The organism is Anaerobacillus sp. 63XJN7_4_ISO-PGPR-S23-413, from assembly GCF_056173725.1.
On sequence record NZ_CM149688.1, the window covers coordinates 1665816 to 1682237 of the forward strand.

Below are 16422 nucleotides of genomic sequence, written 5' to 3' on the forward strand. Positions count from 1 at the left end.
ATCATGCCAAATAAAGTCGACCAAACTTTAACGAATGATCTTTTAACGTTACTTAAGAGAGAACAATATGCGCTCCTTTCAACGATTGATTATGAAACAACAGGACCAAATATTAGTGCTATCTCCTGGTTATACGCTGTCAATCGTGAAACTATCGTATTCGCTGTGGATCAGAAATCGAGAATTGTGACAAATATTCAGACCAATGATCATGTTTCGATTACGCTAATTGGAAATGAAAGTACCTATGCGATTACCGGTAGAGCTTCATTAGCGGAGGAGAGGATGCAGGACGTTCCGCTGAAGCTTACGATGTTTAAGCTTCAGATTAAAGAAGTGCGAGATGTGATGTTTTATGGTGCGAAAATGTCTGTTGAACCTGTCTATGAAAAAACGTATGATCCTGAAGCAGCTGCAAAATTAGATCGCTCCGTCATGGCTCAACTAAAAAAATCCACCGAAACAAATTAACCGACCCGTTGGGGGCGGTTAGTTTGTTTTATTAGATATCAGTAATAGCCGAAGAATTATTTATCTAAGTCTTGTTTCTCCTGCTGCTGTTTCAATTGTTTTTCTTCTTTTGCGGGTATTTGCTTATCATTTGAGCGAATGGGATCAGGTTCAGATTTGTTCGTTTTACTAGGCACTTCAGGCATTAGCCTTCCGACAATATCAGCAAGCTCTTCCATTACGCCTCCGATTGGATGCCCTCGTTTAATTTCAGTTGCCATTTGCTTCAATCGATAAGTAGTGTCGGCATCAGCTGTAATCACTGCATTAGCTCCATATGGATCCTTTTGAAGTGCTTCAGCTACTGTATATTTGATGGAGCTAACACGAGAACGATCGAGCTTTTGGTTTACATCAATACCGACTACTGCGTATTTTCCAGTAACAATAGCTGTAGCATCATTCACATCAGGTACTTGTTTAGCGATTGTAACAAGATTCTCAGCAATATCTGTAGCTGATAAGTTTTTATTCTCTGGTGTTTTTACGGACTGTTTGACATATTGAACTCGCTCCGTTTTTTCCTTATTTGTAGCAACAGGATCATCATTTGCCTGACAAGCAGTAAGTAGACAAATCACGATGAGACTCCATCGAATCTTAATCATTTCGATTACCTCCGTAATAAGCGATTTATAATAAATCCCTACAGTTTGTTAATTATTTTCTGAATAACCGTCTAACTTTATACACTAGTTCATAGATTATAGAAAACGTAGATAGTCCCAACTGTTTTTCGTACCTGTTAGAGCAACTTAAATTTGGTCAGGAGGCGAAGTGTTGGATAAGGTTTACGTCCTAGATACTAACGTGTTACTCCAAGATCCAAATGCGATTTATTCGTTTGAGACGAATGAAATTGTCATTCCAGCTGTGGTGTTAGAAGAAGTGGATTCAAAGAAAAGGTATATGGATGAAATAGGCAGGAACGCAAGGCAAGTATCACGCATGATTGATGGTTTTCGAGAACGCGGAAAGCTTCATGAGTCGATTCCTCTTGAAAACGGCGGGACGCTTCGAATTGAACTGAACCATCGATCTTTTCAATACTTACAGGATAAATTTGTTGAGAAAACAAACGATAACAGAATTCTGGCGGTCGCATTGAATTTGTTTTTAGAAGAAGGGAAATTAAAGTCTGGTCGAACAGTGATTCTTGTTAGTAAAGATGCTTTGGTTCGTGTTAAAGCGGATGCAATGGGCATACAAGCTGAGGATTTTTTAAGCGACAGAGTTGTTGAATTTAATCAGATTTATACAGGATATGAAGAAAGGTATGTTGATTCAGAAGTACTCAATCAGTTTTTTGAGAAGCATTATATTGACGTCAAAATGTTAAAAGGAAGACCGCTTTATCCCAATCAATACATCATCTTAAAAGACCCGGTTCAAGCCTCGTCATCCGGAATTGGCAAAGTAGATAAGAACTGTAAAAAAGTTGAAAAGACAGCGATGGAAACGGAATATATGTGGGGAATAGGTCCGAGGAATGTACAGCAAAGAATGGCGCTAGATTTGCTTGTTCGTAGCGACATCCCACTTGTAACACTTGTAGGTAAAGCAGGAACAGGAAAAACACTTTTAGCGATGGCGGCTGGATTAATGCAAACAGAAGATTTAAATCGCTACAAAAAACTTTTTATTGCGAGGCCGATTGTTCCAGTTGGAAAAGATATTGGATTTCTACCAGGGGAGAAAGAAGAAAAGTTACGTCCGTGGATGCAGCCTATATTTGATAATCTAGAATACCTGTTTAATGTTAAAAAGACGGGGGAGCTTGAAAAGATCCTCTCGGGAATCGGTTCCATTCAAGTAGAAGCATTAACGTACATTCGTGGAAGAAGTTTACCTGATCAATATATTATAATAGATGAAGCACAAAATTTAACCAAGCATGAAGTGAAAACGATCTTAACAAGGGTTGGTGAGGGAAGTAAAATTGTTCTCCTCGGTGATCCACAGCAAATTGACCATCCTTATCTTGATGAATACACGAATGGACTAACTTATGTCGTCGAAAAATTTAAAGACCAGCCGCTTAGCGGACATGTTAAGCTCGAGAAAGGTGAACGTTCTCTGCTTGCCCGCATTGCAGCTGATCTACTCTAGATGACAGTTATACCTGTAACGTATTTAAATGGTTCCGAAGCGTTCGAGCCATTCCCGAAATAGAAATGGGTAGGGCCATCTTCTCTGAGCGGTTTTCCATCTTGGGAAAAGCGAAGAAAGCCGTTCATGGCTTCATCCATTGTCATACTCTGCTTAGAGCCATCTTTAAAATCTAGCTGAACCTTCTCGCTATCGTTAGTAGGATCAGCATTAGATAAAAATGGTTTGAGTGGGATAACGAAACTTCCTGTTAGAATGCGTTCTTTCTCAAACCTTTTGATACTTTTGTTAACAGGAGGTTTAATTCCTGTAAGTTCTCTTTCAAAGCGTTCAGCCTGAGTACGGATGTAATCGTTCTCATTCTTTTCGCTTGAACCATCAAATTTCAAAAATTCCTCTAATTCAATCTTACGATCATCAAATATCCATACGCTTGCGTCTAAAGTAATGGAATAATTGACTTTCCCCTTAATAGGTAGAATCGTCTCCATCTTGTACACCCCACAATCAAAATCTTTTGCAAACCAAGTATACCGGTTATGCTTGCATTTGTCACATTTGGGGAACAGTATGGTGAGAGTCAATTTGTTCCGAGCGGGAGGATTTAAGATGAGATGTCGTACAGAAGAAGAATTAGTGGAACTAGTTAGGAAAAGCAAGCCATTTACGAAAGATGGAAAAGTGGCAGATTATATTCCAGCCCTTGCAAAATCCGATCCAGATAAGCTAGCAATTGCAATCTACTCCAAGGAAGACGGATGTTTATCAGCCGGAGATGTAGGCGAAACGTTTACCCTTCAAAGTATCTCTAAAGTTCTAACACTAGCCTTAGCAATCATGGACTCAGGAGAGGAGCATGTTTTCTCAAGGGTAGGAATGGAGCCTACGGGAGATCCATTTAATTCAATTGCCAAACTTGAGACGATGGTACCCTCAAAACCACTCAATCCAATGATTAATGCGGGTGCTTTAGTTGTTACAAATATGATTCATGGTAGTTCAGTAGAGGAAAAAGTTGGACGCATATTGCAATTAATTCATGACATGACGAATAACACTAGCATTGGAATTAATACTGAAGTAGCTGATTCGGAATATGAATCGGCGAATTTAAACCGAGCATTAAGTTATTTCATGAAGCAGCACGGCATTATTGATGATAATGTTGAAATGCTTCTTGAAGCTTATACAAAACAGTGTGCAATCGAAGTAAACTGTAAAGATCTTGCTAGAATAGGGATGGTTCTAGCCAATGAAGGAAAAGACCCTGAAACGGAAAGAAGGATTATTCCAAGATATATAGCGAGAATCGTGAAAACGTTTATGGTTACATGCGGCATGTACAATGCATCTGGTGAGTTTGCGATTAACGTGGCCATCCCTGCAAAAAGTGGTGTCTCAGGTGGGATTTTAAGTCTTGTTCCAAATGAAATGGGAATTGGTGTTTATAGTCCACCACTTGATGCAAAAGGAAATAGTATCGCTGGAAACAAACTTCTTGAGAATCTTTCTTCACAATATGGACTAAGTATTTTCTAAACACATCCGCGTTTACCCTGCTTTTTCTTGCAATTTTGTTGCATTCCTTTTATGATAATAGAAGGAATGGGAAAGGGAACGGAGGGATCAGATTTGTCAACTGGTATGGCAACAGGACATCGTGAAAAAGCATACGAGCTGTTAAAAGCCGATGCGCATAAGATCCTAAAACTTATCGAAGTTCAAATGGAGAATTTGACGATGCCTCAGTGTCCTCTGTATGAAGAGGTTCTTGATACGCAGATGTTTGGTTTATCTCGCGAAATTGACTTCGCGGTTCGTCTTGGATTAGTAAATGAAGAGGATGGCAAAGAATTGCTTGAATCACTTGAGCGTCAGCTTTCGGCTCTTCATGAAGCTAGTATGAGGAAATAATGAAAGCTCAAACTATCAATGATAGTTTGAGCTTTTTGTTTATTTTCAGTTTTCCTTTACATACAATATATTTTTGACTCATTCACTTTGCAGTTCCGCATTAAGTGATAGTAGCAAGTAGAAAATATGATAGAATACGAATAGGCCGTAAAAGAATTCAGAAGATTTTAGGAGTAGATATGAATGTATGATTTGCTCATGGTGATCCTTGTTATATCTCCCATCAGTTTATTACTTCATGAGGCGGGCCACACAGTGGCAGCCAATATTTTTACGAAAGCTGGTGTGAAACTACACCTGGGCATAGGTCCAAGAATCTTTACATGGAGACACCCGAGAGGAGAAGTAGCTGTTAACGCTATTTATTTCGCTGGAGGAATGACCATCAGCTCACAACCTGATAAAGCCTATGGGAAACTCGCCATTGCCATAGCTGGTCCACTCATGAATCTTATCGTCGCCGCACTCGCTCTCATTCTGCCATTCCACCCATCCATCATAGCCTGGGTTCTTTTCTTTAACCTCTGGCTAGGAATAACCAATCTGATCCCATTCAAAATTCTCGGGAAAGAATCAGACGGATGGACCATATTAAAAGTCCTTCTCAAAAAAACTTAATTTCAAAAGGACAGCAGGTTTCACCCAATTCCCATCGAAACCTATACATACTTCGAAAAGCGGAGCGGGCCCGTCTAAATCCGCAGGATGTTGGAGGCCATGAGAGTGAGACGCTTTATGTCTCATTCGAATGGGTGAAACAGCCGGAGGATTTGGCCCGCACAGCTGGACACCGAAAAGCGGAGACGAGCGTTTAGAAACGGAGATATTGGAGCTCTTGAACTAGAACACAAGATGCGTGTTCTGATTGAAAGTTAAACGATCTGGGGTCTGGCTACGGGAATCCTTCAACACCACCAATACTTTTTAGTTTCCAAAAGGCGAATAAATCAACAAGTGATTATGAAGTTAACAGTGAGCTGATGCAAACTTCTTAATAGAAAATAAATAGGTAGGATGACGTTTATGATTAAAAAATTATTTAAGCATTATGATTACTCTCTAATCATTAGTGTATTACTTTTGTGCGGGTTTGGGCTCGTTATGGTTTACAGTGCAAGTATGGTATGGGCTGTGATGCGACATGAAGCAAACAGTGCTTACTTCTTCAACAGACAAATCATCTGGTTAGCGGTATCACTCGTTATGTTCCTACTGGCGATGGTCTTTCCATATAAGGCTTATAGGAAATTTATCGTTCCTATACTAGGACTCTCTGTTTTGTCACTACTGCTCGTGAAATTGATCGGATCCACGACGAACAATGCACAAAGTTGGATTGAAATCGGCTCGTTTAGTTTTCAGCCTTCTGAATTCGTCAAACTAGGGTTAATCATTTACCTTGCGGCTATTTACTCCAAAAAACAAGCCTATATTTCTAACTTTGTAAGAGGGGCAATGCCTCCTTTAATGGTCATTGGATTGATTTTTGCGTTAGTTGCTTCACAGCCAGATCTTGGGACGGCAATGATTATCGCATTAACTTCAGGTATTGTCATTGTTTGTTCTGGAATGAAGTGGAGACACATTTTAGGGCTTATCGTCATTGGCGGGATTGTCTTCGCTCTTGCGTGGATGACGCTCTCACCTGAACAGGCATCAAGATTTACTGGAGCTTATGATCCATTTTCGGACCCAGAAGACAGTGGTTTCCATTTAATTAATTCTTATATCGCTATAGCATCAGGTGGAATTACGGGCCAGGGGTTTGGCCAGAGTATTCAAAAATACGGTTTTTTACCTGAACCACATACAGATTTCATTATGGCCATTGTGGCTGAAGAGTTAGGGTTACTCGGTGTTGTATTTGTAGTAGGTTTGTTAGGTTATATCGTATTTAAAGGTTTTGTTATAGGTATTCGCTGTAAGGATACATTTGGTAGCTTACTAGCTATAGGCATTGCTGGTATGATTGGTGTACAAACAGTCGTCAATCTTGGTGCTATAACAGGCTGGTTACCAGTAACAGGTGTCCCACTTCCGTTTATCAGTTACGGTGGATCTTCATTAATTTTGCTGATGATATCAATGGGGATACTAGTGAACGTTTCTGCTTTTGTGAATATAAGGAAAGAGCAGAAAGAAGGTTACGTTAAAAAAGATAATACGATTCAAATGGAGCTTTAGTTTAAGGAGGAAATTATATGCCAGCTATTTCAAAAATTTTAGTTGCTAACCGTGGTGAAATCGCCATTCGAATTTTCCGTGCTTGTACCGAACTGAATATTCGAACCGTAGCTATTTATTCTAAAGAAGATAGTGGATCGTACCATCGTTATAAAGCAGATGAAGCTTACCTTGTCGGAGAGGATAAAAAGCCGATTGATGCCTATTTAGATATTGAGGGGATTATCGAGATAGCGAAGGCGAACGACATTGATGCTATTCACCCTGGTTACGGCTTCCTTTCTGAGAATCTTCAGTTTGCTAAACGTTGTCAGGAGGAAGGTCTTATTTTCATAGGACCTGAACTTGACCATTTACGAATGTTCGGAGATAAGGTAGAGGCTAGAAAACAAGCCATATTAGCAGGGCTTCCAGTCATTCCAGGAACGGATGGCCCTGTAGAAGGACTTGATGAGGTTAAGGCGTTTGCAGATGAGAATGGGTACCCTCTTATGATTAAAGCTGCCCTAGGAGGCGGCGGAAGAGGCATGCGAATCGTCCGAAGTGAAGAATCTTTGGCGGAGGCTTATGATCGTGCTAAATCTGAAGCAAAAGCAGCCTTTGGGCGCGATGAAATTTATGTGGAGAAATTTGTAGAAAATCCGAAGCATATCGAAGTTCAAATTCTTGGAGATAAGCATGGTAATACGATTCACCTCTATGAGAGAGACTGCTCGGTGCAGCGTCGTCACCAGAAAGTTGTCGAGGTAGCACCAAGTGTTTCACTGACACAGGAGTCTAGACGAGACATTTGTGAAGCTGCAGTGAAATTGATGGAAAACGTACAGTATGTCAATGCAGGTACTGTTGAATTTCTTGTTAACCAAGAGGGAGAGTTCTATTTTATTGAAGTAAACCCTCGAGTTCAGGTAGAACATACCATTACAGAAATGATCACGGGAATTGATATTGTTCAATCTCAAATTATGATTGCTGAGGGTGAACACATTCATGGTGATCGACTCGGTATACCGAAACAAGATGACATTGACTGTCACGGGTACGCTATTCAATGTCGTGTAACGACGGAAGATCCTGAAAATAATTTTATGCCTGATACAGGGAAGCTAATGGCGTACAGATCAGGTGGCGGATTCGGCGTTCGTCTTGACGCAGGGAATGCTTATCAAGGTGCTGTCATTACTCCTTATTACGATTCACTTCTTGTGAAGCTATCGACATGGGCACTTAATTTTGACCAAGCCTCATCTAAAATGGTCAGAAACTTAAAAGAATTCCGTATTAGAGGAATTAAAACGAATATTGCTTTCCTTGAAAATGTAATGAAACACGAGAACTTCCGATCAGGCGAATATAATACATCTTTCATCGATTCATCACCAGAGCTATTTGTGTTTCCAAAGCGAAAAGATCGTGGAACAAAAATGCTTTCATACATCGGGAACATTACAGTTAACGGTTTCCCGGGTCTTGATATAAAGAAAAAACCTGCGTTTACGAAACGGAGAGTACCGCATTTAAAATACAGTGAGCCTATACCAAAAGGAACGAAACAAATTCTTGATGAACAAGGTGCAGATGGTCTTGTTAAATGGGTGAAAGAACAGAAGAAAACGTTACTTACCGACACGACATTCCGTGACGGTCATCAATCTCTTCTTGCGACAAGAATGAGAACGACTGATTTATTGCATATTGCAGAGCCGACTGCCCGCATGCTACCCGAACTGTTCTCAATGGAAATGTGGGGCGGGGCTACCTTCGATGTCTCATTACGATACTTAAAAGAAGATCCGTGGGATCGCTTAATTAAGCTTAGAGAGCAAGTGCCAAATGTGATGTTCCAGATGTTGTTACGAGCATCAAACGGAGTAGGATATAAGAATTATCCAGATAATCTCATTCGAGAATTTGTTCAAAAGTCTGCTGACGCAGGAATTGATGTATTTAGGATATTTGATAGTTTGAACTGGGTGGACGGCATGACAAAAGCGATTGAAGCGGTTCGTCAAACAGGAAAAATTGCTGAGGCATCAATTTGCTACACAGGTGACATCTCAAATCCGGATAAGTCGAAGTATAACCTTGAATATTATCAACAGCTCGCAAAAGAACTTGAAGACGCCGGTGCTCATATTTTAGGAATTAAGGATATGGCAGGGTTACTCAAGCCTCAAGCGGCATATAAACTTATTTCAACGTTAAAAGAAACTGTCTCTATACCTATTCATCTTCATACGCACGATACGAGCGGTAACGGGATCTATACATACGCGAAAGCCATTGAGGCTGGTGTAGATATCGTAGACGTAGCCGTAAGTTCCATGGCTGGCTTAACATCTCAGCCAAGTGCCAATTCTTTGTATTATGCAATGGATGGTTCAGAGCGACAGCCGGATATTAGTATTAAAGCGTTAGAAGAATTGTCTCATTACTGGGAAGATACACGTAAATACTATAGTGGATTTGAAAGTGGTATGACCGCTCCACACACGGAAGTATATGAGCACGAAATGCCTGGTGGCCAATATAGCAATCTTCAACAGCAGGCAAAAGGCGTCGGTCTTGGAGAGCGCTGGGATGATGTGAAACGCATGTATCGAAGAGTTAATGAAATGTTTGGAGACATTGTAAAAGTTACGCCTTCTTCTAAAGTTGTAGGCGATATGGCTCTTTATATGGTTCAAAATAATTTAACCGAAGATGATGTGTATGAGCGTGGAGAATCTCTAGATTTTCCTGATTCAGTTGTAGAACTCTTCCAGGGATACCTTGGCCAGCCGTATCAGGGCTTTCCTAAAGAACTTCAGCAAATTATTCTTAAAGGTAGAGAGCCGATTACTTCAAGACCTGGAGAGTTTCTAGAACCTGTTAACTTTACGGACTTAAAGGAAACTCTTTATCACAAATTGAATCGTCAAGTAACTAGCCATGATCTGATCTCTTATGCTCTTTACCCGAAAGTCTATCTAGAGTATGCAGAGGTTCAAGAGATGTTTGGGGATGTATCCGTTCTAGATACACCAACCTTCCTTTATGGCATGCGACTTGGAGAAGAAGTTGAGGTCGAGATCGAACAGGGGAAAACGCTTATCGTCAAGCTTGTCTCGGTTGGAGAGCCTAATCTAGAAGGCAAGCGCACCCTTTACTTCGAATTAAATGGTCAGCCGCGTGAAGTTGTGATTAAAGACGAAAATATCAAAACGGCAATTGCGGCTAAACCAAAAGCGGATCGCACTAATCCAAATCATATTGGAGCAACGATGCCGGGAACTGTCATTAAAGTTCTAGTTGAAAAAGGAGAAAGAGTAAACAAAGGTGATCACCTCATGATCACAGAAGCGATGAAAATGGAGACAACCGTCCAGGCACCTCGTAGTGGCACAGTGGAACATATTCATGTGGCTAATGGAGAGGGAATTGAATCGGGAGACTTATTGCTAGAAATGAATGAATAAGAAAAAAGCTGCGCAATTTTGCGCAGCTTTTTTCTATTGCCTGCCACTTCGAAGTGAAAGCATAACAAGGTAGAGAAGAACTGTAAATAAACCAGATATAAAGAGTCCGTGGAAAAGCGCGAGAAACAAATTCAGGTTTGAAACGACTACTAGAATACCGCTCAACGCCTGTAAACAAATGAAAACAAAAGCTAAAATAATACCAGTTCGCATCGTTCCTTTGTTTTTAAACTCTCGTAATCCTATGATGAGAATGTAGAGTAACCATACAAAGATGAGTACGGCTGCCGTTCGGTGTAACATCTGAATCCCCTGTGGTCCAGAGAAAGCGAACAGCTGACCATCGCTACAAAATGGAACTTTGTCACAGGCCATACTGGCGCCTGTATGGCGTACGAGGGCTCCTGTATAAACGACTATATATGAATAGATTGTAATCGCGTATAAATGAAAACGAATACGTTTAGGAACATGAGGCGTTCTTTTATTCCCAGACGCTTCAAAAACGAGTATAGTTAGCAAAACAACACTCGCAAAACTAGCAAGTGAGAAACCAAAATGAGAAGCAAGAATAATATCTGATTGGCCCCATACTACAGCGGCAGCGCCTAACAAACCTTGAAACACGATTAAGAAGACAGAAGCAATCGCTAAAAATTTTGTTTCTCGAATGTGTCCGATTTTTCGCCAAGCCCATATGGCAAGAATAATCACGAGCAGACCGAGGGCTGCTGAAACAATCCGATGACTGACTTCGATGATCGTTTCTATCTCTGGTGCTTCAGGTAGAACCTTTCCATAGCATAAAGGCCAGGAGTTCCCACAGCCATCACCCGACCCTGTTTTCGTTACAACTGCACCCATTAAGAGTACGAGAAGCATTCCAAGTGACGTAATAATCCCGAATAATTTCAACAATTTATTCACAAATAACACCTTCTTATCTAATTGTGTGTAAATCATAGTACAATGAATGTGTGAAGAGGCAAGCACATCTTTGCACGAATGAAAGGATGAGCTCCCATTATGAAACGACGTATACAAAACAATTAGATTCGTTTATAATGGATAAGGATTGCGGATACTGCTTCCTTTCACAAAACCAACATTATCTTACCATAGCTGTTAGCGAGTTTTAATAGCAAGATGTGAAGATTGAATTACATTTTGTTTAACAGCATGTGAGTAACCTGGAGGGGTAGACGTGATACAACATAATGATCAGGGCTTACACAGTCTTCTAATAAGATTGTCTAACATGAACGATAGAATGACTGATTTACTTCAGTCAAATGAAAAAGGAGGTGTGTAGATTGAGTAAAGCTAGAACTGCATACGAAGCATCTAATCGCGTTATGGAGCCAGGCCCGCTATCAGAAGCAAATCCATCTGGTACGTGGAAAGATTTTCTGACACTTACGAAATTAGGCATTGTATTTGATAATTTAATTACAGCTTTTACTGGCTTATGGGTGGCATCAGTTGCTGCAGGATTTGATCTATTCGCTAATCCAATGGTACTCATTCTAACGATGTTGGGAACAGCTTTTGTTGTTGCCGGGGGAACATCTTTGAATAACTACATTGACCGTGATATTGATCAAGTGATGGCGAGAACGAATACGCGTCCCTCAGTTACAGGTAAAATTCCTGCTAACCAGGTATTATTTGTAGGTCTTGGCTTAGCCATTGTAGGTACGATAATGCTATTGATTGTTGAGCCAATGGCTGCTTTATTGGGTCTTTTAGGACTTGTTATATACGTTGTGTTATATACAATGTGGACAAAGCGTACAACTTCTTTAAATACAGTAGTCGGGTCATTTTCAGGTGCACTTCCGCCGCTTATTGGCTGGGCTGCAATTGATCCTAACTTAAGCCCTGTAGCATGGGGAATGTTTTTAATCATGTTTATCTGGCAGCCTCCACACTTCTTAGCACTCGCTATGAAGCGTGTAGATGATTATCGTGATGCTGGAATTCCAATGCTACCTGTTGTAGCAGGTTTTCCAATGACGAAGCGCCAAATCGTTTTATATACGGCTGCTTTAGTACCAGTGTCACTATTGCTATACAGCTTTGGACCAGTGTACATCACTGTCGCAGCAATCCTTGGTTTTGGATGGCTAGCGATAGGAATTGCAGGATTTTTCATGAAGGACGATATTAAGTGGGCGAGAATTATGTTTGTTTATTCGCTTAACTATATAACAATCCTGTTTATTGTTATGATTGCAGTAAATATTAATCCTTAAAAGGATGATTAATGTATGGTCAGACAAGGTGGGTAGGATGCCCTCCTTGTCTTCCTATAACTCAATTTTGAGTAAAAGCTACTAAAGAAAGTGAGGTTTAAGGTGCAAATGAAACGTTGGAAAAATGTTTGGCGTTTTTTACCACTGCTATCGGTAATTGCGTTAGCGCTTACGGGTTGCGGTAACGAACAACTAACAGCTATGCTCCCTAAGGGAGAAGGGGCTGAAATGCAATTTAATCTCATGATGTTAAGCCTTTACATCATGATCGGGGTTTTCGTTGTAGTAGCACTCATTTATACAGTTGTGCTTGTTCGTTTTAGACGACGTGGTGAAAGCGACAATGAAATTCCAGAACAAACGGAAGGTAATGTCGTTCTTGAGATTCTATGGACTGTAGTTCCTATTATCCTTCTTTTGATCCTTGCCGTTCCGACAGTAATGACTACGTTTGCATTAGATGAGGGCACTGAAAAAGTACCTGAAGGTGCAACCGTTGTCAAAGTAACAGCTCATCAGTATTGGTGGGAATTTGAGTATCCTGATCTTGAAGTGAAGACTTCTCAAGATTTACACATTCCAACAGGAGAAAGAGTTTATTTTGAACTCGTTTCTAAAGATGTCACACACTCTTTTTGGGTTCCGACTCTAGGTGGAAAAATGGATACGAATACAGCTACAGAGAATAAAATGTGGCTAAATGCTCAGGAACCAGGTACATATTATGGGAAGTGTGCTGAGCTGTGTGGACCATCACACGCTTTGATGGACTTTAAAGTAATTGCTCAAGAAAAAGAAGATTTTGAAGCATGGGCAGAAAACATGAAAGAAGCTGGTTCACAGGCAGCTTCTGATCAAGCAGCTCAAGGGGAAGAAATCTTCGCAAACAGCTGTATTGGCTGTCACGCCGTCGGCAGTGAAGGCGGTAACACAGGTCCGAACTTAACAAACTTTGGTGACCGCGAGAAAGTAGCGGGCGTTCTCGAGCATACAGATGAGAACATTAAGGGCTGGATTAGCGATCCATCGGAATACAAACCTGGTAATAACATGCCTGCGTTTGGAGATCAGCTAAAAGATGAAGAGCTTGATGCTTTAGTTGTTTACTTGCAAGGACTAAAAGTTGAAGAATAGTCATCGGAAATAAGGAGGTTTAATACGTGTCAGCACATGCTTATAAAAAGAAAAATCCTGTATGGGATTGGCTTACTACCGTTGACCATAAGAAGATCGGGATTCTCTATCTCGCTTCCGGTGCTTTCTTCTTTCTACTCGGTGGTTTAGAAGCAATCTTACTGCGGGTGCAGTTGCTTTATCCAGAATTTGATTTTGTGGGAGCTGAAACATTTAACCAGCTGCTTACGATGCACGGGACGACAATGATCTTCCTGGCAGCCATGCCGCTCATATTTGGGTTTATGAATGCGATCATTCCGCTTCAAATTGGAGCGCGAGACGTAGCGTTTCCATTCGTTAACTCATTAGGCTTTTGGCTATTTACAGCGGGTGGTATCCTACTGAACCTTGGTTGGTTCATGGGTGGAGCACCGGATGCTGGTTGGACCGGTTATGCACCACTATCAACAACAAGTCCAGGGAACGGAGTCGATTTTTACGTTCTAGGGCTTCAGATCTCAGGTATCGGAACGTTAATCGGGGGAATTAACTTCCTAGTTACCATCATAAACATGCGGGCACCGGGTATGACATTTATGCGTATGCCGTTGTTCACATGGTCTAGTTTTATTACTTCTGGTCTTATTCTTTTTGCCTTCCCTGCTCTAACAATTGGTCTAGCGCTACTCATGTTTGACCGTTTGTTCGGATCGCAGTTCTTCGCAGCTGAAGCGGGAGGTAACCCGATTATTTATGAACATCTATTCTGGATCTTCGGGCACCCGGAAGTTTACATTCTAGTTCTACCTGCATTTGGTATGTTCTCTGAAATCATTGCAACATTCGCAAGAAAGCGTCTGTTTGGTTATTCAGCAATGGTTTTCGCAACAGCTCTTATTGGTTTCTTAGGCTTTATGGTATGGGTTCACCATATGTTTACAGTGGGACTAGGACCAATTGCCAACTCTATTTTTGCTGTTGCAACAATGTTAATCGCAGTTCCGACTGGGGTTAAGATCTTTAACTGGCTCTTTACAATGTGGGGAGGAAAAGTGAGCTTCCCAACCGCAAACTTATTTGCAGTAGGATTTATTCCTTCTTTCGTACTTGGTGGTATGACAGGGGTAATGCTAAGCGTTCCACCTGCTGACTATCAGTACCACGATAGCTACTTCGTTGTAGCTCACTTCCACTATGTAATTGTTGGTGGGGTAGTGTTCGGTCTATTTGCCGGTATGTACTACTGGTGGCCGAAGATTTTTGGAACAGTATTGAACGAATTTCTCGGAAAGCTTCATTTCTGGTTATTCTTTATCGGTTTCCATTTAACGTTCTTCCCGATGCACTTCCTCGGACTTATGGGAATGCCGCGTCGAGTTTATACGTATCTTTCTGGTCAAAGTCTTGATGAAGCGAACTTCGCAGCAACGATGGGTGCTTTCTTAATGGGACTTGCAACAATCATTATGGTTTGGAACATTATCCAAACTTCTGTTAAAGGTAAAAAAGCTGGAAATGACCCTTGGGACGGTCGTACGCTTGAATGGGCGATTTCATCACCAGCTCCAGAATATAACTTTGCACAAACACCGCTAATACGTGGTCTTGATGCATGGTGGTTAGAAAAACGAGCAGGTAATAAAGCTATGGTTGCCGCGGAACCTTTAGATGATATCCATATGCCGGATTCTTCTATTCTTCCACTTGTTCTTTCTCTTGGGTTGTTTATTGCGGCTCTTGCAGCGATCTATTCAAACTGGATAATTGCAATAGGTGGACTTGTGATCACGGCATTAGCGATGATCCTTCGCTCTGTCATTGATTATCACGGATACCATATCCATAAGGAAGATCTGCCTGATGAAGGGAGGGAAGGCAAATGAAATCGAACGAAGCAATGACTAAGTTGCCTGCCAATCCAGAACGGGCTACGTTAGATGGTAAAAATAAATTTCTTGGTTTCTGGTTCTTCCTTGGAGGCGAAACCGTGCTTTTCGCCTCGCTTTTTGGGGTATACTTAGGACTAAGGAATGCAACAAACGGTGGCGTTACATCGAATGAACTGTTTGAATTTCCACTTGTTTTTATTGCGACAATGCTTTTATTATCAAGTAGTTTAACATCGGTGTTTGCTACGATGGCACTTAAAACAAATCATTTTAAGCGTATGATTGGCTGGTTTGTGGTGACTGGACTTCTAGGTCTTGCTTTCCTAGGTCTTGAAATTTATGAATTTAATCACTATGTACATGAATACGGTCATACGATTAAAAGCAGTGCATGGGGATCTGCTTTCTACACGCTTGTAGGTACTCACGGAGCTCACGTATTAGTGGGGATTTCCTGGATTACGATTCTTATTATTCGTAATCTAAGAAGAGGAATGGACCTGTATACAGCACCGAAGTTTTATCTCTTTGCTCTTTACTGGCACTTTATTGATGTTGTATGGATCTTCATCTTTACAGTGGTTTACCTAATGGGAAAGGTGGGTTAATTTTATGGCACATCATGAAGGTCACGATACTCTGTCAGAGCACGATCAAAGTCATCTCGACATTCATCACGAGATTGCTCATGAGAAGGAATTTAAGCAACAACTTGTTTCCTTTGCCATGATGATTTTCCTGACGATGATTGCGTTCGTAGCAGTAGCTAGCGATGCGATATCTGATGCTTTTACAGTTGTTTTTATCATGATCCTAGCTGGTATCCAACTCGTATTTCAGCTATACATGTTCATGCATTTAAGCCACAAAGGGCATCAGTATCCTGCATGGGGAATATTCTTTGGAGTATTCGTAGCTGGCACGTGTGTTGTCGCCCTAATGGGTATGATTTGGTAAAATGATCCAAAAGAAGCTGTTTCCATATGG

The 16422-nt window shown here is 40.9% G+C and carries 15 protein-coding genes; 12 read left to right on the forward strand and 3 right to left on the reverse strand.

What is annotated here, in order from left to right:
* The first annotated feature begins 3 nt into the window (after positions 1 to 3).
* Entirely contained in the window at positions 4 to 471 is a 468-nt protein-coding gene (locus AC0VYO_RS09075) for a pyridoxamine 5'-phosphate oxidase family protein (protein WP_430247079.1), read from the forward strand.
* Positions 472 to 527: 56 nt separating this feature from the next.
* Here AC0VYO_RS09075 and AC0VYO_RS09080 read toward each other — a convergent pair whose 3' ends face one another.
* Positions 528 to 1118, reverse strand: coding sequence for a YhcN/YlaJ family sporulation lipoprotein (locus tag AC0VYO_RS09080; protein WP_430247080.1), 591 nt, complete (start codon positions 1116 to 1118; stop codon positions 528 to 530).
* Positions 1119 to 1290: 172 nt separating this feature from the next.
* Between AC0VYO_RS09080 and AC0VYO_RS09085 the strand changes: the two genes are divergently transcribed.
* Positions 1291 to 2619: a PhoH family protein gene (locus AC0VYO_RS09085; RefSeq protein WP_430247081.1), complete on the forward strand. Its 1329-nt coding sequence runs from the start codon at positions 1291 to 1293 to the stop codon at positions 2617 to 2619.
* Here AC0VYO_RS09085 and AC0VYO_RS09090 read toward each other — a convergent pair.
* Positions 2616 to 3110 carry a peptidyl-prolyl cis-trans isomerase gene (locus AC0VYO_RS09090; RefSeq protein WP_475367223.1) on the reverse strand — a complete coding sequence of 165 codons (495 nt, stop codon included), beginning with the start codon at positions 3108 to 3110 and terminating at the stop codon, positions 2616 to 2618. The genes AC0VYO_RS09085 and AC0VYO_RS09090 overlap by 4 nt on opposite strands.
* 118 nt (positions 3111 to 3228) lie before the next feature.
* On the opposite strand from AC0VYO_RS09090, the gene glsA reads away from it, so the two are divergent.
* From glsA to pyc, 5 genes are all read left to right on the forward strand, one after another.
* Entirely contained in the window at positions 3229 to 4158 is a 930-nt protein-coding gene (glsA, locus tag AC0VYO_RS09095) for a glutaminase A (RefSeq protein ID WP_430247083.1), read from the forward strand.
* A gap of 105 nt (positions 4159 to 4263) precedes the next feature.
* Positions 4264 to 4533: an Fpa/YlaN family protein gene (locus AC0VYO_RS09100; protein ID WP_098445722.1), complete on the forward strand. Its 270-nt coding sequence runs from the start codon at positions 4264 to 4266 to the stop codon at positions 4531 to 4533.
* 183 nt (positions 4534 to 4716) lie between these two features.
* A complete protein-coding gene (locus tag AC0VYO_RS09105; protein ID WP_475368890.1) occupies positions 4717 to 5151 on the forward strand; it encodes a site-2 protease family protein in 435 nt (144 codons plus the stop codon).
* A 405-nt stretch (positions 5152 to 5556) separates the two neighbouring features.
* The gene (gene ftsW, locus AC0VYO_RS09110; protein WP_430247085.1) at positions 5557 to 6717 is read left to right on the forward strand and encodes a putative lipid II flippase FtsW; all 1161 of its coding nucleotides are present in this window, start codon (positions 5557 to 5559) and stop codon (positions 6715 to 6717) included.
* 17 nt (positions 6718 to 6734) lie between these two features.
* On the forward strand, positions 6735 to 10175 hold the full coding sequence (gene pyc / locus AC0VYO_RS09115) for a pyruvate carboxylase (RefSeq protein ID WP_430247086.1): 3441 nt from the start codon (positions 6735 to 6737) through the stop codon (positions 10173 to 10175).
* A gap of 33 nt (positions 10176 to 10208) precedes the next feature.
* Here pyc and AC0VYO_RS09120 read toward each other — a convergent pair whose 3' ends face one another.
* Positions 10209 to 11102, reverse strand: coding sequence for a COX15/CtaA family protein (locus AC0VYO_RS09120; RefSeq protein ID WP_430247087.1), 894 nt, complete (start codon positions 11100 to 11102; stop codon positions 10209 to 10211).
* Positions 11103 to 11488: 386 nt separating this feature from the next.
* Here AC0VYO_RS09120 and cyoE point away from each other — a divergent pair, with 386 nt between their 5' ends.
* From cyoE to AC0VYO_RS09145, 5 genes are all read left to right on the forward strand, one after another.
* Complete coding sequence (gene cyoE, locus AC0VYO_RS09125) at positions 11489 to 12430, forward strand: heme o synthase (protein WP_194221298.1); 942 nt, start codon at positions 11489 to 11491, stop codon at positions 12428 to 12430.
* A gap of 108 nt (positions 12431 to 12538) precedes the next feature.
* Entirely contained in the window at positions 12539 to 13564 is a 1026-nt protein-coding gene (gene coxB / locus AC0VYO_RS09130; RefSeq protein WP_194221299.1) for a cytochrome c oxidase subunit II, read from the forward strand.
* A gap of 26 nt (positions 13565 to 13590) precedes the next feature.
* Positions 13591 to 15429, forward strand: a complete 1839-nt coding sequence (gene ctaD / locus AC0VYO_RS09135) for a cytochrome c oxidase subunit I (RefSeq protein ID WP_430247088.1) — start codon at positions 13591 to 13593, stop codon at positions 15427 to 15429.
* A complete protein-coding gene (locus AC0VYO_RS09140; protein ID WP_475368891.1) occupies positions 15426 to 16043 on the forward strand; it encodes a cytochrome c oxidase subunit 3 in 618 nt (205 codons plus the stop codon). Before ctaD ends, AC0VYO_RS09140 begins: the two co-directional genes overlap by 4 nt.
* Before the next feature lie 4 nt (positions 16044 to 16047).
* The gene (locus AC0VYO_RS09145; RefSeq protein ID WP_194221302.1) at positions 16048 to 16392 is read left to right on the forward strand and encodes a cytochrome C oxidase subunit IV family protein; all 345 of its coding nucleotides are present in this window, start codon (positions 16048 to 16050) and stop codon (positions 16390 to 16392) included.
* Positions 16393 to 16422 lie beyond the last annotated feature (30 nt).